The organism is Sphingomonas antarctica (assembly GCF_965137005.1).
Lineage (GTDB): Bacteria > Pseudomonadota > Alphaproteobacteria > Sphingomonadales > Sphingomonadaceae > Sphingomonas_O > Sphingomonas_O antarctica.
The window spans coordinates 151,931-171,478 of the sequence record NZ_CBCRXM010000003.1; the positions used below are offsets into that span (position 1 = coordinate 151,931).

General features: G+C 64.4%; 23 protein-coding genes. 12 read left to right on the forward strand and 11 right to left on the reverse strand.

Annotated features, from left to right (window positions below; all coding sequences use genetic code 11):
• Positions 1–52: 52 nt before the first annotated feature.
• On the reverse strand, positions 53–1,684 hold the full coding sequence (locus ACM9ME_RS04525) for an alkaline phosphatase family protein (protein ID WP_415642247.1): 1,632 nt from the start codon (positions 1,682–1,684) through the stop codon (positions 53–55).
• Positions 1,685–1,728: 44 nt separating this feature from the next.
• Between ACM9ME_RS04525 and ACM9ME_RS04530 the strand changes: the two genes are divergently transcribed.
• Complete coding sequence (locus ACM9ME_RS04530) at positions 1,729–3,711, forward strand: protein-disulfide reductase DsbD family protein (RefSeq protein WP_415642248.1); 1,983 nt, start codon at positions 1,729–1,731, stop codon at positions 3,709–3,711.
• On the opposite strand, the gene ACM9ME_RS04535 is transcribed toward ACM9ME_RS04530, so the two are convergent.
• Positions 3,708–4,601 (reverse strand): haloalkane dehalogenase, encoded by an 894-nt coding sequence (locus ACM9ME_RS04535; RefSeq protein WP_415642249.1) that lies wholly within the window; start codon positions 4,599–4,601, stop codon positions 3,708–3,710. The genes ACM9ME_RS04530 and ACM9ME_RS04535 overlap by 4 nt on opposite strands.
• On the reverse strand, positions 4,589–6,208 hold the full coding sequence (locus tag ACM9ME_RS04540) for an amidohydrolase (protein WP_415642250.1): 1,620 nt from the start codon (positions 6,206–6,208) through the stop codon (positions 4,589–4,591). The genes ACM9ME_RS04535 and ACM9ME_RS04540 overlap by 13 nt, the downstream gene beginning before the upstream one ends.
• A gap of 81 nt (positions 6,209–6,289) precedes the next feature.
• Between ACM9ME_RS04540 and ACM9ME_RS04545 the strand changes: the two genes are divergently transcribed.
• The gene (locus tag ACM9ME_RS04545) at positions 6,290–7,375 is read left to right on the forward strand and encodes a sensor histidine kinase (protein WP_415642251.1); all 1,086 of its coding nucleotides are present in this window, start codon (positions 6,290–6,292) and stop codon (positions 7,373–7,375) included.
• A gap of 13 nt (positions 7,376–7,388) precedes the next feature.
• Here the strand turns inward: ACM9ME_RS04545 and ACM9ME_RS04550 are convergent, their stop codons facing one another.
• A complete protein-coding gene (locus ACM9ME_RS04550; protein ID WP_415642252.1) occupies positions 7,389–7,796 on the reverse strand; it encodes a response regulator in 408 nt (135 codons plus the stop codon).
• Between the two features lie 227 nt (positions 7,797–8,023).
• Between ACM9ME_RS04550 and rimP the strand changes: the two genes are divergently transcribed.
• From rimP to ACM9ME_RS04585, 7 genes are read left to right on the forward strand one after another with little or no spacing between them, the layout of a single operon-like run.
• Entirely contained in the window at positions 8,024–8,551 is a 528-nt protein-coding gene (gene rimP, locus ACM9ME_RS04555; protein WP_415642253.1) for a ribosome maturation protein RimP, read from the forward strand.
• Positions 8,551–10,167: a transcription termination factor NusA gene (gene nusA, locus ACM9ME_RS04560; RefSeq protein WP_415642254.1), complete on the forward strand. Its 1,617-nt coding sequence runs from the start codon at positions 8,551–8,553 to the stop codon at positions 10,165–10,167. The genes rimP and nusA overlap by 1 nt, the downstream gene beginning before the upstream one ends.
• On the forward strand, positions 10,148–10,837 hold the full coding sequence (locus ACM9ME_RS04565; RefSeq protein WP_415642255.1) for a DUF448 domain-containing protein: 690 nt from the start codon (positions 10,148–10,150) through the stop codon (positions 10,835–10,837). Before nusA ends, ACM9ME_RS04565 begins: the two co-directional genes overlap by 20 nt.
• A gap of 21 nt (positions 10,838–10,858) precedes the next feature.
• Positions 10,859–13,375, forward strand: coding sequence for a translation initiation factor IF-2 (infB, locus tag ACM9ME_RS04570; protein ID WP_415642256.1), 2,517 nt, complete (start codon positions 10,859–10,861; stop codon positions 13,373–13,375).
• Positions 13,372–13,767, forward strand: a complete 396-nt coding sequence (gene rbfA, locus ACM9ME_RS04575; protein WP_415642257.1) for a 30S ribosome-binding factor RbfA — start codon at positions 13,372–13,374, stop codon at positions 13,765–13,767. Before infB ends, rbfA begins: the two co-directional genes overlap by 4 nt.
• Positions 13,767–14,342 carry a thymidine kinase gene (locus ACM9ME_RS04580; protein WP_415642258.1) on the forward strand — a complete coding sequence of 192 codons (576 nt, stop codon included), beginning with the start codon at positions 13,767–13,769 and terminating at the stop codon, positions 14,340–14,342. The genes rbfA and ACM9ME_RS04580 overlap by 1 nt, the downstream gene beginning before the upstream one ends.
• Before the next feature lie 19 nt (positions 14,343–14,361).
• Positions 14,362–14,673, forward strand: coding sequence for a hypothetical protein (locus tag ACM9ME_RS04585; RefSeq protein WP_415642259.1), 312 nt, complete (start codon positions 14,362–14,364; stop codon positions 14,671–14,673).
• On the opposite strand, the gene ACM9ME_RS04590 is transcribed toward ACM9ME_RS04585, so the two are convergent.
• Positions 14,670–15,317 carry a prolyl hydroxylase family protein gene (locus ACM9ME_RS04590; protein WP_415642260.1) on the reverse strand — a complete coding sequence of 216 codons (648 nt, stop codon included), beginning with the start codon at positions 15,315–15,317 and terminating at the stop codon, positions 14,670–14,672. The two genes, ACM9ME_RS04585 and ACM9ME_RS04590, sit on opposite strands and share 4 nt — an antisense overlap.
• A gap of 59 nt (positions 15,318–15,376) precedes the next feature.
• Positions 15,377–15,907: an RcnB family protein gene (locus ACM9ME_RS04595; protein ID WP_415642261.1), complete on the reverse strand. Its 531-nt coding sequence runs from the start codon at positions 15,905–15,907 to the stop codon at positions 15,377–15,379.
• Between the two features lie 30 nt (positions 15,908–15,937).
• Between ACM9ME_RS04595 and ACM9ME_RS04600 the strand changes: the two genes are divergently transcribed.
• The gene (locus ACM9ME_RS04600) at positions 15,938–16,297 is read left to right on the forward strand and encodes a hypothetical protein (protein ID WP_415642262.1); all 360 of its coding nucleotides are present in this window, start codon (positions 15,938–15,940) and stop codon (positions 16,295–16,297) included.
• Positions 16,298–16,332: 35 nt separating this feature from the next.
• Here ACM9ME_RS04600 and ACM9ME_RS04605 read toward each other — a convergent pair whose 3' ends face one another.
• Complete coding sequence (locus tag ACM9ME_RS04605) at positions 16,333–17,094, reverse strand: class II aldolase/adducin family protein (RefSeq protein WP_415642412.1); 762 nt, start codon at positions 17,092–17,094, stop codon at positions 16,333–16,335.
• Positions 17,095–17,144: 50 nt separating this feature from the next.
• Entirely contained in the window at positions 17,145–17,300 is a 156-nt protein-coding gene (gene yacG / locus ACM9ME_RS04610; protein ID WP_415642263.1) for a DNA gyrase inhibitor YacG, read from the reverse strand.
• A gap of 64 nt (positions 17,301–17,364) precedes the next feature.
• Between yacG and ACM9ME_RS04615 the strand changes: the two genes are divergently transcribed.
• Positions 17,365–17,490 (forward strand): hypothetical protein, encoded by a 126-nt coding sequence (locus ACM9ME_RS04615; RefSeq protein ID WP_415642264.1) that lies wholly within the window; start codon positions 17,365–17,367, stop codon positions 17,488–17,490.
• A gap of 3 nt (positions 17,491–17,493) precedes the next feature.
• On the opposite strand, the gene ACM9ME_RS04620 is transcribed toward ACM9ME_RS04615, so the two are convergent.
• A complete protein-coding gene (locus ACM9ME_RS04620; RefSeq protein ID WP_415642265.1) occupies positions 17,494–17,757 on the reverse strand; it encodes a DksA/TraR family C4-type zinc finger protein in 264 nt (87 codons plus the stop codon).
• Positions 17,758–17,853: 96 nt separating this feature from the next.
• Here ACM9ME_RS04620 and ACM9ME_RS04625 point away from each other — a divergent pair, with 96 nt between their 5' ends.
• Positions 17,854–18,432: a hypothetical protein gene (locus ACM9ME_RS04625; protein WP_415642266.1), complete on the forward strand. Its 579-nt coding sequence runs from the start codon at positions 17,854–17,856 to the stop codon at positions 18,430–18,432.
• Positions 18,433–18,609: 177 nt separating this feature from the next.
• Here ACM9ME_RS04625 and arr read toward each other — a convergent pair whose 3' ends face one another.
• Positions 18,610–19,023 (reverse strand): NAD(+)--rifampin ADP-ribosyltransferase, encoded by a 414-nt coding sequence (gene arr / locus ACM9ME_RS04630; protein ID WP_415642267.1) that lies wholly within the window; start codon positions 19,021–19,023, stop codon positions 18,610–18,612.
• A 25-nt stretch (positions 19,024–19,048) separates the two neighbouring features.
• On the reverse strand, positions 19,049–19,546 hold the full coding sequence (locus ACM9ME_RS04635) for a hypothetical protein (protein WP_415642268.1): 498 nt from the start codon (positions 19,544–19,546) through the stop codon (positions 19,049–19,051).
• Positions 19,547–19,548 lie beyond the last annotated feature (2 nt).

Sequence of the window (19,548 nt, forward strand, 5' to 3'; positions counted from 1 at the left end):
AGAAACGACACGCGGGCCAACTTTCGGTGGTACATGTCCCGCTTCGGGACAGTCATCGGCGGCAGGTCGATCCCGCTCCGGCATCGAGATCGAGGCAGCGGCCGTCCATATCGCCCGCCGGAACCTCCAAACCGATCAGCGCGGCGAGGGTCGGCGCGATGTCGATCGTCTCGACGCTGTTGGGCTGTTCGAACCCGGTCATGCCCTTGCGCCAGAACAGGATTGGCACACGGCGGTCGTAATCGTACGGACTGCCATGCGTTGCGGCATAGCCCGGCGTCGGCACCGCGATCGGTGTAACCCGCGGTTTCAGCAACACCAGGAAATCGCCCGACCGCGCCGGGCTGAAGGATGCGCGCGCGCGTTCGGCGAGGGTCCAGAGTTCGACTGGCCTGGTTCCCGGCGGCGTTGCCATCAACTCGGCCTTGGTCAGCACCGTCGCCACTTGGGGCATCGCCATGAACAATGCCTTCGCCCGCGCAACGACGTCCGCGCGCTTGGCCGCCGGTACAGCGTTATCGACCCAGACGTCGCCCAGATCGGCATAGCGCAGCACCGGACCGGTCAGGCCCATTTCCTTGCCGATCTGCACACCGATCTTGCCGGCGGTGACACCGGGATCGATGCGCTGCGCATCGGACAGCGCGTGATCGCGGTTGCGCTCGGGGATGTCATGCCCGCCATGATCGGCGGTCAACACGACGACATAGTCGACCTTGGCGCGGTCCAGTTGCTTGAACAGCTCCGCCAGCAATCCGTCGAGCGCGGTCAGCTGGATGCACGTTTCCGCACCCTCGGTCCCATAGCGGTGATCGACATAGTCGGTGCCCGAGGCGCCGACGATCAACAGATCGGTCGACGAACCCTGACCCAGCTTCATGTCGTGGGCGAGGTCACCCGCCAGCGCGAACGTCGCACGGTCGAGATCGGGCGAGGCGCGGAACGAATCCACGTCGCCCGCCTTGCGCACGAAGCGCCCGTCACCGACCGACAGCGTGGGCGACAAGGGCACGGCGCGATCGCGATTGCTACATTGCGGCGACAGTTTCTGCGCTTTGCCCTCCGCGCCAAGCAGCTTGGTCAGCCCGGCATTGACGCGCGTCACCGGAACCGGAATCGGCATCTGCGCTCGCGGCGCCAGTGTCACGAACCTGTTCTTGGTGAACGGATCGAGGAACCACATCTGGTCGGTCGTGTGCCCGCCCATCATGATCGCTGCGCGATCCTTGCCCGACACCGACACGACGCGGCTTTCGGGGTTCAGCGCCTTCATCCGGTCGCCCAGCGTCGGCACCAGCAAATGTGCCGCGCTGGGCGTATAGGCGCGAAACGTCGATCCGGGGACGGTTTCATCTTCGGCGCAATAAACCTGACTTTCGGCGCGCGCCGCCTGATCGATCCAGTTGTTGGCGATGATCCCGGTGCGCGCCGGATGGTCGCCGGTCAGGATCGTCGAATGACCGGGACAAGTCTCGGTCGCGGCGTGGCTTTGATAGCCCGACGGAAACACCGCGCCGCTGGCCAGGCGCTTGAACCCGCCGGTCCATTGCCCGCGATATTCGGCGAACAGATCGGCCGAAAACTGATCGACCGACACGACGACGATCAGCTTCGGGGGGGTCGCCGGTTGCGCCGCGAGCGGGCTGGCGACGAGTGCGGCGAAAGTGGCGAGGAACCGGCGCATGACAACTCCTTGGGCATTCGTGAAACGGCGCTATAGCGTGCGCGATGCGCTTGTCTCGCCTGCTCATGTTGCTGTTTCTTTGCATCGCCGCGCCTGCCGCCGCGCGCAACATGGACGGGGTGCTGGTCGCCGAAACGATGCACCCGCGCGCCGGACAGGAGGTTGCGGTTGCACTGGTCCTGACCCCGCATCCCGGCTGGCATGGCTATTGGAGCAATCCGGGCGAGGCGGGTTTCCCGCCCCAGTTCAAATGGACCCTGCCCGCGGACACGCTGGTCGCCGGGCCCGATTTCCCGGTGCCGCATGTCCTCTCCGTCGCGGGCCTCGCCAATTATGTGTTCGAGGGGGAGCATGCACTGCTGTTTCGCCTCAAGGTCCCGCGCAGCCTCGCGTCGGGCCGGGCGATACCGCTCAAATTGAGCGCACATTACCTCGTGTGCAGCGCCGAAGTCTGCGTTCCCGAAGCCGCCGAATTCGCGCTGACCCTGACCGCCGGTGACGGCACCGATCGCGATCCGCGCTTCGATGCATGGCGCGCCAGGCTCCCCGCACCGCTGGCCGCCGAAGCGCATTTTTCGCACGAACAGCCGCTGATCCGCTTCGCCATCCCCTATCCCGCCAACGCCGCCCTCACCGATCCGCGCATCTATCCAATCGGACGCAAGGCGATCATCGATTCGAGCCCGCAGGCCGTGACGCGCGTCGGCGATACGCTGGTCGTCAGCCTGTCCGCCGCGCCGAACTTCAGCCAGGCGTCGATCGCCGGGGTGCTGGCGATCGGCGGGGGTCGCGGGCTGAGCTTTACCGCCGTCCCGGGCCCCGTGCCCGCCGTCCCGCCGCCCGCCCCGCGCGCCGACGCGCGCGCGACGATCATCGCGCTGCTCGGCGCGATCCTCGGCGGGCTGATCCTCAACATCATGCCATGCGTGTTCCCCATCCTCAGTCTGAAGGCGCTCAGCCTCGCCAAATCGGGCGCGGATGAGCGCGCGGCGCGGCGCGAGGCGCTGGCCTATGCAGCGGGGGCGATACTTGTCCTCACCGCGCTCGGCGGCTTGGTCATCGCGCTCAAGGTCGGCTGGGCGTTCCAGCTGCAGGACCCGCGCGTCGTCCTGATCCTATTCGCGCTGATGGTTGCGCTGACACTCAATCTGCTCGGCGTATTCGAGCTGCCCGTGCTCGGCGGCGGCACACATCCCGCAGGCGGATTTGCCACCGGCGCACTCGCCGCTTTCGTCGCGACCCCATGCACCGGCCCGTTCATGGGCGCAGCGTTGGGCGCGGCGCTAATCCTGCCGCCTGCGGCAGCCTTGGCCGTGTTCGCCGGGCTGGGATTCGGCTTGGCACTCCCGTTCCTCGCCATCGGCTTCATCCCAGCGCTGCGCCGCAAATTGCCGCGACCAGGCCAATGGATGGTCACCCTGCGCCGCGTGCTGGCGGTGCCGATGGCGCTGACCGCGCTGTGGCTCGGCTGGGTGTTTTCGCGGCAAACAGGCTCGACCGGCTTGGCCCTCATGCTGGGCGTGGTTGCCGTCGTGACGGTAGCACTGTTCTTCGGTGGCCGGCGTCAGCATGTCGGTCGCGCCGGCATCGCCATCGCCGCAGCCATTGCGGTCGTTGGCACCATCGCTGCCGCCGGATTGGTGCGGCCCAAGGCGCGAAACGCAATATCGGCCACCGCCGACAGCCCGGCGACCGGCGAAAAATTCTCCGAAGCCCGCCTCGCCCAACTCGTCGCCGCCAAAAAACCCGTCTTCGTCTATTTTACCGCCGATTGGTGCCTGACCTGCAAGGTCAACGAAAAGGCCGCAATCGACCGCGAAGAAACGCAAGCGGCGTTCAAAAAAGCCGGAGTCACCACGCTCGTCGGCGACTGGACCGACGGCGATGCGACGATCGGAGCCTTCCTCCGCGCGCACGGCCGCGCCGGCGTGCCGCTCTACCTCTATTATGCGCCGGGCGAAGCGAATGCTCGCGAGCTGCCGCAGATCCTCACGCCCGAAACGCTGATCCGCCAGACCGGCAGCTAGACCTCTGCGAAGCTGGCCAAAGCGGCGGACACCACTTGCTCGCCCCATTCCTGCACGAAATGCCCCGCTTCGCGGATAATCAGCGGCTCGGGGCAATTGCGGATATTTCGGCGCAGCGCCTGCATCGCGTCTTCGTTGATCACCGGATCACTGCCGCCGATCGCCATAAAGCTCTTCCCGGTCCATTCGTCGTGCCACCAGGCGCGCGCGGCACGGCTGATATGGGCGCCGCCCGCATCGCGGTGCGTCGGCACCAGTTCGGGAAATTGCCGCACTCCCGCCTTATACGACGCATCGGGATAAGGTGCCGCATAAGCTGCCGCTTCGGCCTCGCTCAACACCGGCGTGCCGCGCGCGAACAGCGATTGCAGGTCGAGATCGGGCTGCGAGCGGTTGAAGGCCTTCCAAGCCTCGAATCCCGGCCCCAGCGGACTTTCCCCGGTCGCCATGCCAGTGTTCATGACAATCAGCCGCGTAAAACGCTCGGCCATGAACGGCGGAATAGTCAGGCCCAGCAACCCGCCCCAATCCTGGCACACCAAAGTGACGTTGGTCAGGTCGAGCGCGACGATCAGGTCGACCAAACTCTGCCGGTGGAAATCGAAGCTGTACACCCGCTGCGCCATCGGCTTGTCCGATTTGCCGAACCCGAACAGATCGGGCGCGATCACCCGGCCATGCGGCGCCAGCAGCGGGATCATCTTGCGGTACAGATACGACCAGCTCGGCTGGCCGTGGAGACACAGGAACATCGCATCGCCCGACCCTTCATCAAGGTAATGCATGCGCAGCCCGTTGGCATGCTCGTGCCAGTGCGGCGCGAAAGCATAGCCGGGCAGATCGGCGAACCGCGCGTCCGGTGTCCGCAGCGCTTCGATTATCGTTTCCAAGCCCGCACTCCTCCGATCCAGGTCTCACTCACCCGTGTCGCGCGCAATTGCGACGGCGTCGATTGCAACGGATCGACATCGACCAGCACGAAATCGGCATCCATGCCCGGCGCCAGACGCCCCAGTTTCGCTTCGGCAAACATCGCCCGCGCGGCGCCGATCGTATAGCCGGCCAGCGCCTGTTCGCGCGTCACGCGTTCCTGCGCCTGCCAGCCGCCGAACGGTTCGCCCTTGTCATCCTCGCGCGTCACCGCCGCGGCCATCCCGGCCCAGGGGTCGGGCCGCTCGACCGGCGTGTCCGATCCGAAGACGAGGCTCGCGCCGTTGCGCAGCATCGATGCCCAAGCATAGGCCCCCGCCAATCGCGCCGGCCCGAGCCGCGCCTCGGCCATCGTCCGGTCGCTGGTCTGGTGAACCGGCTGCATCGACGCGACGATGCCATGCTTGCCAAAGCGCGGCAGGTCCGCCGGATCGACGATCTGCGCGTGTTCGATCCGCCAGCGCCGGTCGCCGTTAAAGGTGCCAGACACTTCCTCGATCGCCGACAGCACCTGCGCATTGGCGCGATCGCCGATGGCGTGAACGGCGACCTGCATCCCGTCCATCGAGGCGCGCACCATCAGATTGCGCAGTTTGGCGTCGTCCATGAAGCACGCGCCGCTTTCGGTCGGCTTGTCGGCATAAGGCTGTTTGAGGCACGCACCGCGCGACCCCAATGCCCCGTCGGCGTAAAGCTTTACGCCGGACATCCGCAGCCGGTCGCCATAGAGCCACGGCGTCGGCTGGCCCGAGGTGATCGCCTCCATCGGCTCGAGCCCCAGCGAATAACTGACGATGCGGACGCGCAGCCGCCCCTCATCACCCGCGCGGCGAAACGCCAGCCAGTCCTCGCCCGAAGTGCCCATGTCGGCGACCGCGGTGACGCCGTACGCCAGAAAAACGTCCTGCGCCTTGGCCAGCCCCAGATCGCGATCCTTGGATGTGAGCGATGGCACGACCCGCTCCACCAGGCCCTTGGCGCTGTCGACGAACACCCCGCCTTCGATCCGGCCGCCCGGCGGCGCCTTGGTCGCGGCGGTGATGCCCGCCGCCTTCAACGCGGCGGCGTTGGCCCAGCCGGCATGCCCGTCGGCGCGCGACAGCCAGATCGGGCGGCCATCGGCCAGATCGAGTTCGGCAGCGGTCGGAAACCGGCCCAGTGCCCAACGCTCCTGATTCCATCCGCCGCCCAGGATCCATTTCCGTTCGGGATGCGCGGCGGCGAAGGCGCGGATGCGGTCCTGCGCCTGCGCCAGACTGGTGGTCCCGGACAAGTCGAGCGACAAGGCCGCCAGCCCCGTTTCCATGACATGCGTGTGCGCGTCGATCAGCCCGGGCATCAGCACCTGGCCCTTGCCGTCATAGCGCCAATCGAGCTTGTCGGGCTTTTTGTTACCCGCCTCGATCAGCTTGCCGATATGGCCGTCGGCAGTGACGGTCAGCGCCGAAAAGCGCACCACACGGCCATTCTCGTCTAGCGTCACGCCATTGACATTGTCGACCAGCCCATCGGCAAAAGCGGGCGGGGCAGAGGCGAAGGCGACAAGCGCCAGTGGCAACCATTTCATCAACTTGAGGTTTGACAGAAGGCGTCGGGCGCGTCCACGCCCCTCACCGGTGCGGACCTCTCGATCTGCTTTGAGGAGACGGTGCGAGTGTCGGTTGCGGACAAGGATGCGATGAGCGGCAGCCTGTGGGTTGGCGAAAACAGCGAGACTGCCAAGGGCACCCATCGCGGCGCGGCCGAGGCCCTGCGCGAAAGCTCGGCGCGCTTCGACGTCCTGCTCGATCTCATGCCGCAAATGGTGTGGTCGACATTGCCCGGCGGCTTCCACGATTATTACAACCGCCGCTGGTACGAATTCACGGGGGTGCCGGAAGGCTCGACCGATGGTGAAGCATGGAACGGCATGTTCCACCCGGATGATCAGGAGCGCGCCTGGGACCGCTGGCGACACTGCCTGGCGACCGGCGAGCCCTATGAAATCGAATATCGCCTGCGCCACCGCAGCGGGGATTATCGCTGGGTGCTTGGACGCGCGTCGCCCGTGCGGGATGACGCAGGGCAAATAAGTCGCTGGATCGGCACTTGCACCGACATTCACGACGCGAAACTGGACGCCGAACAGAATGTCATATTGTCGCGCGAGCTGAGCCACCGCATCAAGAACATCTTTGCCGTGGTCAACGGCCTGATCGGCCAGTCGGCGCGCAGCTATCCTGAGGCCAAGCCGTTCGCCGTATTGCTGCAGCAACGCGTCGCGGCACTCGGCCAGGCACATGAATTCGTCCGTCCGCACAGTGAAGAATCGCGTCCCGATGTACCCGAAGCTTCGGTGCAGACGTTGCTCGCTCGGCTGTTTTCCGCCTATCCCGCTTTTGCCGAAGGGCGCTTCACGCTGTCGGGCGAGGATACCCCGATCGACGATCGCGGTGCCACGCCGATCGCCTTGGTTTTCCATGAACTGGCCACCAACGCCGCCAAATATGGTGCGCTGTCGGCGGCTGACGGGCGTGTCGCGGTAAACGTGGTGCGCAATGGTGAGGATCTGGTGATCGACTGGCTCGAAGATGGGGGGCCGCGCGTCGATGGCCCGCCCCAGGGACGCGGGTTCGGCTCACGATTGGTGGAAATGTCAATCGGAGGGCAACTGGGCGGCGCGATCGATGAGGATTGGCGTCCAGAGGGATTGCATGCGCGGGTCACCGTCGCGGCGAGTCGCCTGATCCGCTGATCATAAGCGTCCGTTAGCCGAAGGCGCGAAGTCCTGCGGGTGGCGTCACGCGCTCACCGTGACGAACGCGCAGCGCGTAGTCGACCGCTCGCTTTACATCGGCTTCACTGGTCGGCTTGGCGAGCACACCGACGGTGCCGGCAATGCCAGTCCCAAGCAGCCCGGGATTGGCGGTCACGAACAGCACCGTGATATTGCACTTTTCGCACAGCAGCCGTCCAATTTCGGGGCCGGTCAAGCCGTCACGCAAATTGAGGTCGACCAGCGCCAGATCAATACTGCGATCGGCCAGTTGCATCGCGGTCTCAAGATCGGGCGCGATGCCGACGGGGGCGTGACCCAGATCCTCGAGAATCGCTTCCATCTCGGTGGCCACGAGCATTTCGTCTTCGACGATCAGGATACGGGCAGGCTGAGTCATAATCCGGGTCAGTTTTGGTTTAGATATCGCAGTTTAACCTGCATTATTTAATTTGGTTCCCTAAGGTAGGGTCATGTCCGCCACACCGTGGCGGTTACGCCACACCCGATCACCGCTTGCAGCGCGCGGCAGGCCGGACTATATCCATGTCACTTCCTTACATCGTCGGGTGTTTGGGTTCGGGCCGCAGGGTCCGGACGCCGGGAAGCTGCATATTCAGGAGTTTCATGGACGACCTCGCCGAACTGACCGCATTGATCGAACCCGAAGCCAGGGCTTTGGGTCTCAATCTCGTGCGCGTGGCGATGTTCGGCGGCGAGGACGGCCCGGTGCTGCAGGTGATGGCGGAACGGCCCGACACGCGCCAGCTGACGCTCGCCGATTGCGGGTCGCTGTCGCGCCGCCTGTCCGAAGTGTTCGACGAAGTTGATCCCATCGAAGAAGCCTATCGTTTGGAGGTGAGTTCCCCGGGGATCGATCGCCCGCTGACCCGGCTTGGCGACTATGCCGATTGGGTAGGGCATCGCGCGAAGCTCAAGCTCATCGAAGCGCTCGGCAATCGCAAGCAGGTCGATGGCGATCTCGCGGGCGTCGAGGGCGACGACGTTCTGATTGCCGTAACCGACGAAACCCTGCGCGTTCCGTTCGCACAAATCGCTGCGGGCAAGCTCGTGCTGACCGACAAATTGATCGCCGCCACCGCGCCTTTGGATGCCGGTGACGCAGAAGAACTCGAAGAAGAGGACGACGACTAATGGCCACTGCCGCCCCCGCCACTGCCAATAAGGCGGAGCTGATCGCGATTGCCGATTCGGTTGCGAAGGAAAAGCTGATCGATCGCGAAATCGTGATCGAGGCGATGGAAGACGCGATCGCACGCTCGGCACGCACGCGTTACGGTTCGGAGATGGAAATCCGCGCCAAGCTCGACGGCGAAACGGGTGATTTGCGCTTGTGGCGCGTCGTCGAAGTCGTCGAGGAAGTCGACGACATCTACAAGCAGGTGACCGTCGAGCAGGCGCAAAAGCTTCAGGCCGGTGCCGTCGTCGGCGACTTCATCGTCGACCCGCTGCCCCCGATCGAATTCGGCCGCATCCAGGCGCAGGCGTCGAAGCAGATCATTTTTCAAAAGGTCCGTGACGCCGAGCGCGAGCGCCAGTTCGAAGAATTCAAGGATCGCGGCGGCGAGCTGATCACCGGCGTCGTCAAGCGTGTCGAATTCGGTCACGTCGTTGTCGACCTCGGCCGCGCCGAAGGCGTCATCCGCCGTGATGCCCAGATTCCCCGCGAAGTCGTCCGCGTCGGCGACCGCATCCGTTCGCTGATCCTCAAGGTCGTGCGCGAAGTGCGCGGGCCGCAGATTTTCCTCAGCCGCGCGCATCCCGACTTCATGAAAAAGCTGTTCGCGCAGGAAGTCCCCGAAATCTACGACGGCGTGATCACGATCATGGCCGCTGCCCGCGACCCCGGCAGCCGTGCGAAGATCGGCGTGATCAGCCGCGACTCGTCGATCGATCCGGTCGGTGCGTGCGTCGGCATGAAGGGCAGCCGGGTTCAGGCGGTCGTGCAGGAAATGCAGGGCGAAAAGATCGACATCATTCCGTGGAGTGAGGACATCGCCACGTTCGTCGTCAACGCGCTACAGCCGGCCAACGTCGCGCGCGTGGTCATCGACGAGGAAGAAGAGCGGATCGAAGTCGTCGTTCCCGACGATCAATTGTCGCTCGCCATCGGCCGTCGCGGGCAGAACGTCCGCCTTGCCAGTCAGCTGACCGGCAAGGCGATCGACATCCTGACGGAGGCCGACGCCAGCGAGAAGCGCCAGCGTGAATTCGTCGAGCGGTCGTCGCTGTTCGAACAGGAACTCGACGTCGACGAAACGCTGTCGCAGTTGCTGGTCGCCGAAGGCTTCACCAACCTCGAGGAAGTCGCGTATGTCGACGTCAGCGAGATCGCCGGAATTGAAGGGTTCGACGAGGACTTGGCCGCCGAATTGCAGAGCCGGGCGGGCGAAGCACTGGCGCGCCGCGACGAGGCCAATCGGGAGACGCGTCGTGGCCTCGGCGTCGAGGACGCCCTCGCCGAAATGCCGCATCTGAACGAAGCGATGCTGGTCGTGCTGGGCAAGGCGGGCGTAAAGACGCTCGACGACCTTGGCGACCTCGCCACCGACGAACTGGTCGAAAAGCGCCGCGTCGAACCGCGCCGCAAGATCGTTCCGGCGAACGAGCCCAAGGGCGGCATCCTGCAGGCGTTTAACCTGTCGATGGAACAGGGCAACGAGATCATCATGGCGGCGCGTCAGGCGGCGGGCTGGTTCGGTGACGACGATGCCAACAAGGAGGACGCGGTTGCGGACTCCACCCAATGACACGGTAAGCGAACGGACCTGTGTCCTGACCCGCGCCAAGGGAGACCGGGCGCGGCTGGTGCGGCTTGCCTTGTCTCCTTCGGGCGACGTGCTGCCCGATGTGCGTGCGCGTGCCCCGGGGCGGGGCGCGTGGATCGCCGTTGACCGGCCAGCACTGGATGCCGCCGTTGCCAAAGGGAAATTGAAGGGCGCGCTGCAACGCGCGTTCAAGGACGGCGAGGTCGCGGTGCCCGAGGATTTGGGCGCGCGGATCGAGACCGCCTTGGCCGACGATGCGCTCAACCGGCTGGGTCTCGAAGCACGCGCGTCGACGCTGGTCACAGGCAGCGAGCGCGTCGCCGAAACCGCGCGCAGCGGCAAGGTGTCGCTGTTGCTTCACGCCGCCGACGCGGCCGAGGACGGCAACCGCCGCCTCGACCAGGCATGGCGCGTCGGTAACGACGACGAGGGATCGGGCGCGCGGGGGTTGGTTTTGTCCGCCCCACGAGCCATGTTAAGTGCTGCGCTGGGCCGCGACAACGTGGTCCATATCGGCGTGACGGACCGCCGCGCGGCGGATCGCGTCGCCCTGGCGATCGATCGCTGGCACGCATTTATCGGGTTGCCGACCACCGGTTGGCTTGCAGAAAATTCCGCCAAGGGTCAGGGGCCCGCGGCGCATGACGTTTAATCGAAGGGTTTTGGGTAAGTAATGAGCGACGATAACAAGCCAAAGCTGGGCATGCGCGCACCGCTGGGCATCAAACGCACTGTCGAGACCGGCAAGGTCAAGCAGAGCTTCAGCCATGGCCGCTCGAACACCGTGGTGGTCGAGGTCAAGAAGCGTCGCATCATCGGTCGGCCGGGCGAGGAAGCCGCGGCTGTGCCCGAAGTCGAGGTCGCCGCACCGGTGGTCGAGGCCGCGCCGGCCCCGGCACCCGAACCCGTCGCGCCGCCCCCGCCCGCTGCCCCGCGCGCCATGTCGCCGCTGGAGCGTCGCGAACAGCAGGAACGTCTGCTGCGCGAGGCCGAGGAAGCGCGGATGAACTCGCTCGAGGAAAATCGCCGCCGCGAGGATCGCTCGAAGATCGAGCAGTCCGATGACGAGCGCCGCCGTGCCGAAGACAATCGCAAGGCAGAAGAGGCCGCCGCTGCTGCCCGCGCCGCCGAACCCACACCCGAGCCAGCGGCACCCGCTGCGGTCGAAGCCGCACCGGCTGCGCGCCCGGTGGCCGAAGCCGACCGCCCGCGCACTTTTGGCGCCAACGCCGCACCGGTGCGGCGTCCAGAACCCGCGCGTCGTCCGTCGGCGGGTCGCGCCGGTGGCGACGACCGCCGTCAGGCGGGCAAGCTCACCGTTACCCGCGCGCTCGACAGCGACGAGGGCGCCCGCGCCCGTTCGCTGGCGGCGCTGAAGCGTGCCCGTGAAAAGGAACGTCGTGCGCATGGCAGCCATTCGGGTCCGCGCGAAAAACAGGTCCGCGACGTCGTCGTCCCCGACCAGATCACCGTCGGCGAACTCGCCAACCGTATGGCCGAACGCGGTTCCGACCTGATCAAGGCGCTGTTCAACCTGGGTACGCCCAGCGCGATGGACGATTTGATCGATCAGGACACCGCCGAACTGCTGGTCACCGAATTCGGCCATAACGTCACGCGCGTCAGCGAGAGCGATGCGGATATCGATGTGGATCAGGACGTCGATGCGTCGGAAACGCTGCAACCGCGCGCGCCGGTCGTCACTATCATGGGCCATGTCGATCATGGCAAAACGTCGCTCCTCGATGCGCTGCGCGGGACCAACGTGGTGCGCGGCGAAGCGGGCGGGATCACCCAGCATATCGGCGCCTATCAGGTGCAGGTGAAGTCGGGCGACAAGGTGACGTTCCTCGACACGCCGGGCCATGAGGCGTTCGGCGACATGCGTGCTCGCGGTGCCAACGTTACCGATATCGTCGTGCTGGTGGTTGCCGCCGATGACGCGATCAAGCCGCAGACGGTGGAGGCGATCAACCATACCAAGGCGGCTAACGTGCCGATGATCGTCGCGATCAACAAGATCGATAAGCCCGAAGCGAATGCGCAAAAGGTGCGCGAACAGCTGCTCCAATACGAAGTCGTCGTCGAGGAAATGTCCGGCGACGTGCAGGACGTCGAAGTGTCCGCGACCAAGAAGACCGGACTCGACGAATTGATCGAAAAGATCCTGCTCCAGGCCGAATTGATGGAGCTGACCGCCAACCCCGATCGCCTCGCCGAAGGCACGGTGATCGAGGCCCAACTCGACAGGGGCCGTGGTGCGGTCGCGACCGTATTGGTCCGTCGCGGCACGCTGAAGGTCGGCGATATCATCGTCGTCGGCGAACAGTCGGGCAAGGTCCGGGCGCTGATCGATGATCAGGGCAAGCAGGTGAAAACGGCGGGTCCGTCGATGCCGGTCGAAATCCTCGGCCTGTCGGGTGTGCCGCTGGCGGGCGATCCGCTGTCGGTGGTCGAAAACGAAGCTCGGGCGCGCGAAGTCGCTGCCTATCGCGCCAGCGTTGCGACCGGCAAACGCACCGGCGCTGCGCCGGTCGATATGGAAAACCTGTTCGCCAACCTGGCCGCGACGAAGGTCGAGCAAGTGCCGGTGGTCGTGAAGGCCGACACGCAAGGCTCGGTCGGGGCGATCGTCGGCGCGCTGAACCGCCTGTCGACCGACGAGATCAAGGTTCGCGTGCTGAGCCAGGGTGTCGGCGGCATAACGGAAAGCGATGTGCTCCTCGCCGCTGCCTCAAAGGCGCCGGTGATCGGTTTCAACGTCCGTCCGAACCCCAAGGCGCAGGCTTTGGCCAAACGCGACCGCGTCGAGTTCCTCTATTACGACGTGATCTATCACCTGACCGACGCAATCCGCGAGCGGATGGCGGGTCAGCTGGGTCCGGAATATATCGAAACCGTCGTCGGGCGCGCCGAGATCAAGCAGGTCTTCCCCGCCGGCAAGACCGGCAAGGCGGCGGGTCTGCTCGTCACCGAAGGCATCATCCGCAAGAACCTGCGCGCGCGCATCACGCGAGACGACGTCATCATCTATAACGGCTCGGTCAATTCGCTGCGCCGCTTCAAGGACGATGTCGCCGAGGTCCGGGCGGGCCTCGAATGCGGTGTCACCTTCGACGCGACCAACGATATCAAGGCGGGCGATTACCTCGAAACCTATGAGGTCGAGGAACGCGCGCGGACGCTGTGAGCGAACGTCCCGACAAATCGGTCCGCACCCTTCGCGTCGGCGAAGCGGTGCGGCACGCGCTCAGCGACCTCCTCACGCGCGGCGATGTGCATGACGACGTGCTGACCAGTCATTCGGTGACGGTCACCGAAGTGCGCATGTCACCCGATTTGCGGCATGCGACCGCGTTCATCAAGCCGTTGCTGGGCAAGGACGAGGAGGCGGTGCTGAAAGCGCTGCGGACCAACACCGCATTCCTGCAACGCGAAGTCGCGCGCGCGGTGAACGGCAAATATGCGGCAAAGCTCAAATTCCTCGCCGATGACAGTTTCGACGAGGGCAGCCATATCGACAAGCTGCTGCGCGATCCGCACGTCGCGCGCGACCTTGCGGCAGATGACGACGTGGCCTGATGGCCAAGCTCTATTTCTACTATGCTTCGATGAATGCGGGGAAGTCGACGACGCTGCTTCAGGCCGATTTCAATTACCGTGAACGCGGCATGCGGACGATGTTGTGGACCGGGTCGCTGGACCGGCGGGCGATGGTCTGTTCGCGCATCGGGTTGGAGCTGGACGCCAATCTGTTCGACGCAAGCACCGATCTGGCGGCGGCGATCGTCGCCGAGCACGATGTCGCACCGCTTGCTTGCGTGCTGGTCGATGAGGCGCAATGGCTCAGCCGCGACCAGGTGCTCCAGCTGGCCACGGTCGCCGACCGGCAGGGGATTCCGGTGCTGTGCTATGGCCTGCGCACCGATTTTCAGGGGCAATTGTTTCCCGGATCGGCGGCATTGCTGGCGCTGGCCGATGCTTTGGTCGAACTCAAATCGGTGTGCGAATGCGGGCGCAAGGCGACAATGAACCTGCGCGTCGATGGATCGGGTCGCGCGGTCCGGGAGGGTGCCCAGCTCGAACCCGGCGGCAATGAACGCTACGTCGCGTTATGTCGGCGCCATTTTTTCGAAGCGATGGGCGACCAGGCGTGACTTCACGCGTTGTCCCGGCATGATTGCGCTGCTGTTCGCTCTTGCCGCCGCTTCGCCCGAAGTCTCGCTCGACGGCGTGGCGCGCGACGGCGTGATGCGGCACATCCCCGATGGACAGGCCGGCCTGTATGTCGAGAGTTTCAAGGGCGACTGGTATTATGCTCGCTTCGCCGGACCCTGTACTCGATTGGGCGACAGCTATGGCTTGGCGTTCGATGCATCGCCGAACGACCGTCTCGACAAATTCAGCGCGGTGGTGGCGGACGGCGAACGCTGTCCGTTCGTCAGCTTTACGCGCTCAGCAGAACCACCCGGGCGTCACCGGCGCTAACACCAAAAGCGCTCGCGGTACCATTTCGTCACGATATTCTTGATCCCGCTCGTCACCGGCAGACTGGCGTGGAGGGTCGCACTGTTGAGCTTGCCCTCGGGGCTGGCGTTGTTCCAAGCGAGCAGCATGCCGGCGCGCGGCGTGACCATCAGGCCGGCGGCGGGAAAGCTGGTTTCCCCGCCACTCTCAGGTTGATCGAGATAGATCATCGCGGTCCAGCAACGCTGCCCGCCGCGTTTGCGCTCATCCTGCCAATAGGGTTGCTCGACGTGGAACCAGTCATGGTGCGCCTTGAACTCTTGGCCGATGGCGTAACGCTGACCCTGCAGGGATTCGCCCTGCCTGTTCTTCATCCCCAGCAAATGGTCGATCTTTGCATCAATCGCATGAACGAAGGGATGTGTCCGCGCGAGGTTGCAGCTTTCCGAGGTGCGGAAATGCTTGTCGTCATTGGTCGCATAAACGGTCGACGGCACCCGGTCCGCGTCGATCATCGCGACCAATCCGCCGCATTCGAGCGGATCGAGGAAATTCTGGAAACAGAACAACTCGGTGCCCGCACCTTCGACGACCTGGACCTGCGGGTTGGCACGGAGGCGGCGGGAAACGGTCTTTCCCAATTCGATCAGTTTATCGGCAGGCATCCCCGCCTCATAGCGAACCGGCCCGGAGCGGTGAAGCTCCGGGCCGTCCCGGCGTGACGTCAGTAAAAGAAGTCGTACTGCGCATCGACGACATAGCCGCTGCGTTCGTCGATCAGCAGCGCGTCGTTATAGTAACGTACCCAACGATACGGCGGATAAGCCGGGGGCAAGCGATACTGATATGGATCGTCGATCCAGTAGTTCCGCGAGAACAACAGCGAATTCAGCGTGATTCCGATGTCGAAGCGCCGATATCCGTAATTCCAGCCGTAAGGCGCATAATAGCGCGGGAGACTATAGAGATACCGGTTCGCGCTCCGGTAACGCTGCCAGTCGTAGCGGTTGTCGTTCCGCCAGCCGCGGTTCCAGTTGTTGCCGCCATTATAACCGTTGCCGTACCCGGGGCGTCCGTACCCATTGCCGTAGCGCGGGTCGATGCGACCGTTGTTGTTGCGGTCGAAACGCCGGTCGATCTGGCCATCGCGGTTGCGGTCGTAGCGCGCATCGACGCGGCCATTGCCGTTCGCATCGGCATCGCGGCGGTTACGCACACCGTCGCCATCACGATCCCGGTCATAGCGATTGCGCACGCCATCACCATCACGGTCGCGGAAGCGATTTTGAGCCTGAGCCTGAGCCTGAGCTCGCGCCTGGACTGCAGCATTGCCTTGCCCGCCAAAATTGCGTCGGCCCTGGAATTCGGCACGGGGTGCCTGAACCTGGGCCGGTGCCTGAGCCTGCGCTTGCGGCGCGGGCTGTGCACGTTGCTGGCGTTCGCCACGATCGCGATGCTCACCGCGTTCGGCTTGCGGTTGCATCCCACGATCACGGTTTTCACCGCGCTGCGCCATTGCCGGGATCGCGGACGCCGCCGCGAGCAAGCCGGCCATTACGATCATCTTTCTCATCGTCATGTCCTCAAAGCGGTTCCGCGCGATTGCGGTTCCCTGATGACCATCCGATTCGCACAAATGATCTAGCGCAGGGCTGAACTCACTGTGCAGCAACGAGAAAGCTATTCGCGCCAGCTCTTGTCCGTGCGGTCGACCAGCCGGACCATCGCCGCGAACCCCGCCGCGCCCGCACCACCGGGAATTTGCGTGTGGTGCAGATCCCGCTGATGAATCGCGACGATATCGTCGGGCACGACAATAGGCTGGCCCATCGACATCGTCTGGATCTGAATCTCGCACGCGCGTTGCAGCGCCCAATGTTTGATGAACACTTCGGGGAGCGTCTTGCCCATTACCAGAATGCCGTGATTCTTGAGCAGCATCATCCGCTTGTTGCCAAGGCTTTCGAGGAAGCGCGGCCCCTCCTCGTCACGCACCGTCACGCCTTCGAAGTCGTGATAGCCGAGCTGGCCGACAAAGTTGCAGGCATAGAAATTGACCGGCTGCAGCCCGCCTTCGACGCTGGACACCGCCATGCCGGCCGTCGTGTGCGTATGCGCGATCGCGTGCGCGTCGGGGATGTGTTTGTGGAACAAGGCATGCTGGACGAAGCCGGCCCGATTGACGTGCCATTCGGTCGGCGCGAGCACATTGCCCTCGATATCGATCTTGACCAGGCTCGACGCGGTGATTTCCGAAAAATGCATCCCGTACGGGTTGATCAGGAACGCGCCCTCCTCGCCCGGCACTTTAACGGTGATGTGGTTATAGATCATCTCCGACCAACCCATGTGCGCGAACACACGGTAGCAAGCGGCGAGCTCCTGCCGCGCCGCGCGTTCGGCTTCGGACATGTCCTGTTGCGGCTTGAGTGCGGTCGCCATCATTGCTCTCCTCTTTGAGGGAGCATGCCACAATGGGTAGCGGGAGGAAACTAGTCCTCGGTTTCCTCGGCGGGCGGACCCGGAATGGCGCGATTGCCATCGAGCCACTGGATCAGGTCGCGGTCGCGGCACCCTTGTGAGCAAAAGGGGTGGTGTTCCCCTGTCGCAGGGCGATCGCAGACCGGGCAGGTGTTGGCGGCAGGCATGGGTCAGAGATTGTGCATCGCGCGGGCGCATGCAAGACTTGCACGTTCAACGGAGCACTTAATCATGGCCAAGGGTCAGATGAAATCGAGCAAGGAAACGCGCAAGCCGAAGAAGGAAAAGGTCAAGACCAACGCATCGCAACCGAGCCAGAAGGGCAAGGTCGTCGGGATGACGACGATCAAGGAATAGGCGTCACCGCAGCTGGCTGTCCTTCGAGCCGCGCCGGTTGAACAAGGCCGGTTGCGGCCGGGCGTCACGTAGGGACTGGCAGGCGATACAGGTGCGGACGCCCGGAACGGCCGCGCGTCGTTTGGCGGGGATTGCATCGCCGCAATCATCGCAATCCTCGGCGCCTGCACCATGGGACAAGCGCGCCCGCGCCGCGATCACCGCATCGGCGATGGTGTCGTCGATTTGATCCTGTACCGCGCCGTCGCGCGTCCATCCACCAGCCATAAGAGGAGAACGCGTTGACTTCGTTACGTTTCCCGTCGCCGCTTGATTCTGCGCCCGTCCGTGCGATGATCGCGGGAAAGTTTGGGGGAGGCAGATATGCGTAAGACGATACTGGCGATCGCACTGGCGAGTGTCATGGGCGGCACGGCCATGGCCGTCACGCTTCCGGCCGGCGACAGCAAGAACAACCCGCTCACGGGCGTCACGGCGGCAAGCGATGCGACCTTGGCCGGCACGGTAGTGCAGGACAGCAGCACACCGTTTGGCGGCAAGGGCATCAACGGCACAATCCAGGTCCGCGTGGTCAAGAGCAAAAAGACCGCCGGGTTCCATTATTACTGGCGGATCAGCAATGCCCCGGCATCGAAGGGGGCGATCAACACGCTCAACGTACACAGCTGGCCGGGCATGACCGCTTATGAGGTTGAATATCGCATCGACGGCATGGGCAATGCGCGGCCGTTGACGGTGTCGCGGTACCACAATGCACTGGACAGCAACCCCAAGGAAAAGCTGATCAATTTTTACTTTGATCCCAAGCTGGCGATCCCGCCGGGACAGAGTTCGAAATGGTTCTTTATCAAAACTAGCGCGAAGACCAGCAGTCAGGTCAATCTGTCAATCTATGGCACGCCCGGCTTCATCGCCAACGTAACGGGCCTGGGTCCGAAATAGCGCTCCGATGTCGGCGCGTTAACGGCCCGCAGCAACCTCGGCGATCGGCGTGGACGCCGGAGCCGCCAATGCCGGCGCGGCGACGGTGACGACAAGCAACATGAGCGTCGCGGTGAGCAGGGCTGGGATACGGTTCATGACAGGACAACGTGCCACTGCGTCAGCGGTTGCATAAGGTCAGTCGTCCTCGGCCTCCACCCCCTCCGCCGTCATGCGGGCGACGAAATCCTTCATCGCCTGCAATTGTTCCGGCGGGTGGCTGGACCACTCCGTCACTTCCCCGACCACGCGCAAGGAGCCGCGGGTGCGATAGGATTTGGTCGGATTGCCGGGAAAGCGTTTGTCGGTGACGTTGGGATCGTTTTCCACCGCGCCGCTGGGCTCGACCAGGTAGATGCGTTCGCGCGCGGCGCCCTGGGCCAGTTCGGCACCCCAGATCGCAGCCTCCAGTGTGGCGGCAAAGTAGATCCAGCCGGCGGGCTTGCCCGTGCCGAAATTGGTCATCCAGCCGGGCTGAAGCTGGTCCCCCACGGCCAAGTTCGCGCGGGTGCCGTGATAGTAAGGTGGCGGAGCGATAGGGTGGTCGGTCATCTCCAAACCCTAACCCACAGCATGATCAGGCGGCAACGCCCCGCGCACGCCACAGGGTACGCCAGGCCGCGAACGCAACCAGCACCAGCATAATGCCCTGCGCCACCAGCACCGCAGGCTCCGCACCCGTCGGGGCCAAGGCGTGGAGCGCGGGGACTTTCTGAAACGACTGGACCACCAGCACGACCATGTTGAGCCACTGCGCGATCAATGCGGTGGCGAGGTAGACGATACGCCACCGGCCGGCGAGCCGAACCGCGAACAGCGCGTAAAGCGACAGCGCGAGGAGTATCAGCGAGATCACCCCGAAAATCACCGCTGGCGTCACGCCGACCAGCGGGAACAGAAAGCCGGTGGCGCTAGTCAGGATAGTGAAGGCGAGGAACAGCATATTGGCCGCCCACAACCACCGCCCGCCGAACGCCAGCGCACCGAAAAAAATCAATCCGGCGGCAATCGCCACCAGGCTGATCACAGTATGCAAATCGGTAAAGGCGGCGAGCGACAGGCCGAACATCATCACGA